This window comes from Shewanella sp. 0m-6 (assembly GCF_052977325.1).
Genome location: NZ_JBRIMD010000054.1, coordinates 1 through 6,928, shown reverse-complemented (window position 1 = coordinate 6,928; position 6,928 = coordinate 1). Strand labels below are relative to the sequence as shown.

Genomic DNA, 6,928 nt, shown 5'->3' with positions numbered 1-6,928 from the left:
GTGGCCAAAGGGATCAGACTGTAAATCTGACGGCTCAGCCTTCGAAGGTTCGAATCCTTCTCCCTCCACCACTTCTTGTTTCAGCTTCCATCTTATTTCATTTCAAAGATCTTATTTCAAAGTCATTCATCAATATCGTTTAATAATCTTGCAGTTGCTCCCCCCTGTCTCTATATCTAAGCAGTGACATCTCTTTTTTATATCTAAGTTGCTACACCTCTGTTTTATATATCAATTACCTATCACCGCCATGTAGCACAGCTTAAATACTCAGATCACATTAACCTTGCCAAAATCATCACCTCTTAAACCTCTTGATAAACTCTCACTTTGTAAATCGTGCTTGCACATAATCATTTAAATGTGACGATTTCGTTTACATAAAAAGACATAAATACCATCAGGGTTTCATTTAATCAGTATTTTCTAGACTCAAATATCCACTTAAACACCTGATCACCACAAAAGTATATTTAATCAGGCGCTTACACCGGCACAACAAGTTATCCGCAGTGTGTTTTTCGCTACCAATCTGGCTCGTTTTTCTCTATGATTTAAGTTCAACGTGTTAACCATAGGCAAACAAGTGACTCATTCTTGGGTAAATCAAGCAATCGAAAAAATTGAAGCTGACTTTCAACGAAGTGCAGATACTCATTTAATTAAGCTAGATACGCCTAGCCTAACGGGTATTGATATTTACCTAAAAGATGAAAGTACCCACCCTACGGGAAGTTTAAAGCACCGTCTTGCTCGCTCTTTGTTTCTTTATGCGCTGTGTAATGGCTGGATTAAAGAAGGCACCACAGTAATTGAGTCTTCTTCTGGCAGTACAGCCGTATCAGAGGCCTATTTTGCCCGATTACTGGGATTGCCTTTTATCGCAGTCATGCCTAGCACCACAGCAAAAAAGAAAATTCAACAAATTGAATTTTACGGTGGTCAATGCCACTTTGTTGACCATTCCAGTAAAATTTATGCCGAATCTGAACGCTTAGCCCAAGAGCTAGATGGTCATTATATGGATCAATTTACCTATGCCGAACGCGCAACAGATTGGCGTGGTAACAACAATATCGCTAACTCTATCTTTTATCAGATGAAAAAAGAGCAACATTCAATTCCGACTTGGATTGTAATGAGCCCTGGTACTGGCGGTACTTCGGCAACGATTGGCCGCTATATTCGCTATCAGCGACTCACGACTAAACTTTGTGTTGTCGACCCTGAAAACTCCGTTTTCTTTGATTATTTCAATACTGGAGACAAGCATGTCAGCTGCTGTAATGGCAGTAAGATTGAAGGTATTGGTAGGCCTCGTGCTGAGCCCTCTTTTATCCCTGGCGTCGTGGACGAGATGCGTAAGATCCCAGATCCCGCTTCTGTCGCAACAGTCAATTGGCTTGAGAAGATTATCGGGCGTAAAACTGGCGCCTCAACAGGTACTAACCTCTATGGCGTGTTGCTATTGGCTAGCGAAATGGCTGCCAGGGGTGAGACCGGCTCGATAGTGACCCTAATTTGCGATTCAGGTGAGCGCTACTTAGACACCTATTACAATGCAGCTTGGATTGAAGAGCACATCGGCGATCTAACGCCTTATACTGATGCATTAACCCGGTTTAGTGAGACAAGTGTATTAAATTGCCCTAGTGACAAATAGCGATATACCCATGGTGATTAACCGTCACCGGTACAAAAAAGCCCTTGAGATAATTAAATCCAAGGGCTTTTTATTATCAAGCGATCTAAATTGTTTAATCGATATCTAAATATTTATGAGTCTGAATTGATAAGCGCCAATTTCGCGCGATACAAGTAGACATCGCCAATTCAGTCGCGCGTGCCTTTTGGCTAATAGGCTGCAAACACACTGTTTTATCAGTCACATCGATACCTTCTAATAGCTCATCAAGCTCATCAATGTGATTTTGGGTTGCTATGGGGTGTTTAATCTCATTGGCTCGATTCAATGCTTGGGCAAGTACTTTATAACCGCCTTTCATATTCACCTTAGGTGATACCGTCACCCAAGTGTCTGCGTGACATAACACATCAAATGTACCACTGGTTTCAATCTGCGTTTGGTACCCTTGGCTATGAAGGTATTGAGTTAACTCAGTCAAATCATATAAACAAGGTTCGCCACCGGTGATCACGATATGTTTTGCATTGAAGCCTTTAGCTTTAAAGGCATTAACCAACTCTTCAGCGCTAAGTTCCGCCCAACGTCCGATAGTACCGTCAACTTGGATCACAAGCTCTTTTGCTACGCGGTTTTCCTCTAAAAGTTCCCACGTCTGCTTAGTGTCACACCAAGAGCAACCAACAGGGCAGCCCTGAAGTCTAACAAAAACGGCTGGTACTCCCGTAAAAGTCCCCTCACCTTGAATTGTTTCAAATACTTCATTAACTGGATATTTCATTATCTTACCTCTTGGTTAACCGGGGCGCAGTTATAGAGGATTTTTCGCTGTGTCGCAAGTAGTTTAAAAGCGTTCACGCCTGCGTTAAACTACTCGTTCTTATTTATTACAAGATTGAAAGTTTATTATGTCAAAAGCCGTTGTAGTTTTTAGTGGTGGTCAAGATTCGACAACCTGCCTCATTCAGGCCCTCCAACAATTTGATGAAGTTCATGGGATCACATTCGATTATGGGCAACGACATAGAGAAGAAATTGAAATAGCAAAAGAGCTGGCCAATAAACTCAAACTGGCTAGCCACAAAGTGATGGATGTCACCTTGTTAAATGAATTAGCCATATCGGCATTAACTCGTGACTCCATTCCCGTCTCTAACGAATTAATGGATAACGGCCTACCTAACACCTTTGTTCCGGGCCGAAACATCCTCTTTCTTACCCTTGCTGGCATTTACGCTTACCAACTTGGCGCAGATACTGTGATAACCGGTGTTTGCGAGACAGACTTTTCAGGCTACCCAGATTGCCGCAATGACTTTGTAAAAGCCATGCAAGCCGCCCTTGAACAGGGTATGGATAAAAAACTGACCATTGATACTCCTCTAATGTGGTTAGATAAGGCCGAGACATGGGCGCTTGCAGATAAGTTTGATAGCTTGGAGCTTGTGCGAAATGAAACCCTAACCTGCTATAACGGTATTAAGGGTGACGGTTGCGGTACCTGCCCTGCATGTCTATTAAGAAAGCGCGGTCTTGAAGAGTACCTTGCAGACAAAGAGGCGATACAAGCAAGACTTTCTGATAAATGCAAAAACTAAAATGGGGGGCCAACAACCCCTATGTGTTTGCGTTAGTCATTACAATTACATGTATTAGTCTTTTTTATTTGCGACTCGACTCGCTGCTGGCCTACCAAAGGTATTTAATCCTTGATGGTGAGTGGTGGCGCCTAGTCAGCGGAAACTTGCTGCACACCAATGCCTGGCACCTGTATATGAACCTCGCGGGTTTTTGGGTCATATTAGCCTTACATGAGCAACATTACCGTGCAAAGGGGCTTAGCATACTATTTTTTAGCCTGTGTCTAATGCAAGGGCTGGGGCTACTCGCATTTTATCCAATGCTGATTGGTTATGTGGGCTTAAGTGGCATGCTGCATGGATTATTTGCCTTCGGTGCGGTATGCGATATTCGCCAAGGCTACAAAAGCGGTTACTTGCTATTACTAGGCGTGATTTTAAAAGTCGCTTATGAGCAATACTTTGGAGCCAGTATTGAAATGACCCAATTAATTGGTGCAAGAGTTGCGACTGAGGCTCATTTAGTTGGCCTTGTCTGTGGACTGCTGTGCGTATCAGTTTATCTAGCTTGGCCGCAGCGACATAAACAAGCTCGTTAAAGAAGACGATAAACTGTAGTTCCAATCAAAATAAGATACACATAAAAAAGAGAGCCTAGTTGTACTCGGCTCCCCTTTTTAATGTCTTAATAGCTCAACAGTTAGTATTAAAATTCATAACGCTAAAGTTCATTGAGTTAAAGTTCATTGAGTTAAAGTTCATTGAGTTAAAGTTCATTGAGCTAAAGTTGATTGCATTGAAGTAAATAGCGTGAATAATCAATTACGCCTTAATAAACTGTTCTCTAAGACGACTAACTTTGTCACGAATTGCAGCGGCTTCTTCAAATTCAAGGTTTTTAGCATGCTCATGCATCTGTTTTTCTAACCTGTCAATGTCATGGCTAATGTCTGCAGGTTTAGCCACATGATATTCACCCTCAATCTCTGCAACCCCTCGTTCGCTGTCCACATATTCGTGACCGCCAACATCCATGACATCAGTGATCTTTTTGATCACTCCTTTCGGAGTAATGCCATTATCAATATTATGCTGATGCTGCTTCTCACGACGTCGATTTGTTTCCGTAATCGCCTTGTCCATCGACTTAGTAATACGGTCTCCATATAAGATAACCTTACCGTTTACATTTCGAGCCGCGCGGCCAATTGTCTGGATCAATGAACGTTCTGAACGTAAAAAGCCCTCTTTATCTGCATCGAGAATACACACCAAAGAGACTTCTGGCATATCTAAGCCTTCTCGTAACAAGTTAATCCCGATCAGTACATCAAACACGCCTAGACGTAAGTCTCTGATGATCTCGACGCGCTCAACAGTATCGATATCTGAGTGCAAGTATCTGACCTTTACACCATGTTCATCGAGGTACTCACTTAAATCCTCTGACATTCTCTTAGTTAAGGTCGTTACAAGTACACGTTCATTCACAGCGACTCGTTTGCCTATCTCAGATAACAGGTCGTCTACTTGAGTGCTAACAGGGCGAACTTCAATTTCAGGATCAAGTAAGCCAGTAGGTCTAACAACCTGCTCGGCGATTTCGCCATCTGACTTATTAATTTCATATTCGCTAGGCGTTGCAGAAACAAAAATACTTTGCGGCATTAACGCTTCAAACTCTTCAAACTTTAATGGGCGATTATCAAGCGCTGAAGGCAAGCGAAAACCATATTCTACGAGGTTCATTTTCCGCGAGCGATCACCTTTATACATGGCGCCAATTTGCGGCACTGTTACATGGGATTCATCGATAATGAGTAAACCATCTTCTGGCAGATAATCTAGCAAGGTCGGAGGCCCATCGCCGGGAGCTCGACCCGACAGGTATCGGGAGTAGTTTTCAATACCTGAACAGTAACCAAGTTCGGTCATCATCTCGATATCATACTGAACCCGCTCTGTAATGCGTTGCTCCTCGATAAGTTTATTCAGTTCGAGAAGCTGTTTTTTACGGTCACGTAATTCCTCTTTGATCTCTCCTGTCGCCGCCAAAATAGACTCTCGAGGCGTGACATAGTGACTTTTAGGGTAAACCGTTATTCGTGCTATTCGCTTTACAATGTGGCCAGTTAACGGATCGAACAGACTCAAACGTTCTATCTCATCATCAAATAGCTCTATTCTGATGGCATTTTTGTCTGAATCTGCCGGAAAGATGTCAATCACTTCACCGCGCACTCGATAGGTACCGCGTTGCAGTTCTATATCATTGCGAGTGTATTGCAGCTCGCTCAGGCGCTTTAAGATATCACGCTGCTCCATAATGGCACCTTCTCGAAGGTGTAACAGCATCTTCATATAGGCTTTAGGATCGCCCAGACCATAAATGGCAGAAACTGAAGCAATCAGAACAACATCTTTACGCTCTAGTAGTGCTTTAGTCGCCGAGAGTCGCATCTGCTCAATGTGCGCATTAACTGATGCATCTTTTTCAATGAATGTGCCTGTAGAGGGAACGTAAGCTTCAGGCTGATAATAGTCATAGTAGGAAACAAAATACTCTACCGCATTATGGGGGAAAAATTCCTTCATCTCTCCATAAAGCTGTGCAGCAAGAGTCTTGTTGGGCGCCATAATAATCGTTGGGCGTGACATTTTCTCGATGACATTTGCAATAGTAAAGGTTTTACCTGAGCCCGTAACGCCCAGTAATGTCTGGCAAGCAACCCCTGACTCTAGCCCATCCACAAGTTTACTAATGGCCGTAGGCTGATCGCCTGCAGGCTTATACATAGACTCTAATTGAAATACAGATTCTGACACTCAAATACTTCCCTCGAAAAATGAGCAACTATTTTACCCTAATTTGATTGATGACGACTTAACTTTCTAGATTAGTTTTTGTTCGACTTAGTGTTCGTTGCCAAATAGCGCTATGACAATAATCAGATCAGCCGTGTAAGTCACCTAAAGCGATTACTTATAACATCACTAAATGAAACTTTGTAACCAAGTTAAAGTCTAGCCTTTAACGCTAACCTCCGCGTCAACACCAGTAAAATAGGCGTATTAATTCACAAGTTACTACTATAAGCGAGTTACAACTTAGCAACATTTTAAAAAGCCAACCAAAGTAACTGTTGCTTTTTTCATCACATTGTTTTTATTAGCTAAAAAAAACCTTCTATAAATTAGCTCATTTTAACCTCAACGCCCTATTCATCGGCATTTGCGGTTGATTTTTTCACTTAACCCACAGGCTTATCCACAGATTTAGTGGATAACTCTCGCAACGCTAGTTGCTATGGGGGTTTAAGCTTTCGACACGAGTTAAGCAAGCTAAAGCGATTTAATGTAATTTTCTTACATTTGTAGTTTATAGCCTAGCGAACAGCTCTTTTTGTTGGTATGTCTCATTAATGAGCTAATCGAAAACTGTGATTAACTCATAGACTTGCATTTCTACTGGTCACATTTTAACAAAAATGCTGCATTCATCGACACAATGAACATTAGGTGAGCACTTGAGCGTATAATTTCATTTTTTTTAGCTTGTCGAGTTGACTCAATTGTAAGAGCGCTTTACTATGCGCTCCGTCTTCAACGAGACGTAACTTAAACGCTTCCCCTGTAGTTCAGTTGGTAGAACGGCGGACTGTTAATCCGTATGTCACTGGTTCGAGTCCAGTCTGGGGAGCCA

5 protein-coding genes and 1 tRNA gene are annotated in these 6,928 nt (G+C 42.2%); 4 read left to right on the top strand and 2 right to left on the bottom strand.

Going from position 1 to position 6,928, the window contains the following annotated elements:
* Positions 1-586 precede the first annotated feature (586 nt).
* Positions 587-1,663 carry a PLP-dependent cysteine synthase family protein gene (locus ACVBJC_RS20150; RefSeq protein WP_447162689.1) on the top strand — a complete coding sequence of 359 codons (1,077 nt, stop codon included), beginning with the start codon at positions 587-589 and terminating at the stop codon, positions 1,661-1,663.
* Positions 1,664-1,757: 94 nt separating this feature from the next.
* Here the strand turns inward: ACVBJC_RS20150 and queE are convergent, their stop codons facing one another.
* The gene (queE, locus tag ACVBJC_RS20145; RefSeq protein WP_447162690.1) at positions 1,758-2,426 is read right to left on the bottom strand and encodes a 7-carboxy-7-deazaguanine synthase QueE; all 669 of its coding nucleotides are present in this window, start codon (positions 2,424-2,426) and stop codon (positions 1,758-1,760) included.
* Between the two features lie 127 nt (positions 2,427-2,553).
* Between queE and queC the strand changes: the two genes are divergently transcribed.
* On the top strand, positions 2,554-3,243 hold the full coding sequence (gene queC / locus ACVBJC_RS20140) for a 7-cyano-7-deazaguanine synthase QueC (RefSeq protein WP_447162691.1): 690 nt from the start codon (positions 2,554-2,556) through the stop codon (positions 3,241-3,243).
* The gene (rrtA, locus tag ACVBJC_RS20135; RefSeq protein WP_447162692.1) at positions 3,231-3,824 is read left to right on the top strand and encodes a rhombosortase; all 594 of its coding nucleotides are present in this window, start codon (positions 3,231-3,233) and stop codon (positions 3,822-3,824) included. The genes queC and rrtA overlap by 13 nt, the downstream gene beginning before the upstream one ends.
* A gap of 223 nt (positions 3,825-4,047) precedes the next feature.
* Here rrtA and uvrB read toward each other — a convergent pair whose 3' ends face one another.
* On the bottom strand, positions 4,048-6,051 hold the full coding sequence (uvrB, locus tag ACVBJC_RS20130) for an excinuclease ABC subunit UvrB (protein ID WP_447162693.1): 2,004 nt from the start codon (positions 6,049-6,051) through the stop codon (positions 4,048-4,050).
* 801 nt (positions 6,052-6,852) lie between these two features.
* Here uvrB and ACVBJC_RS20125 point away from each other — a divergent pair.
* Positions 6,853-6,928 (top strand) — tRNA-Asn (locus ACVBJC_RS20125).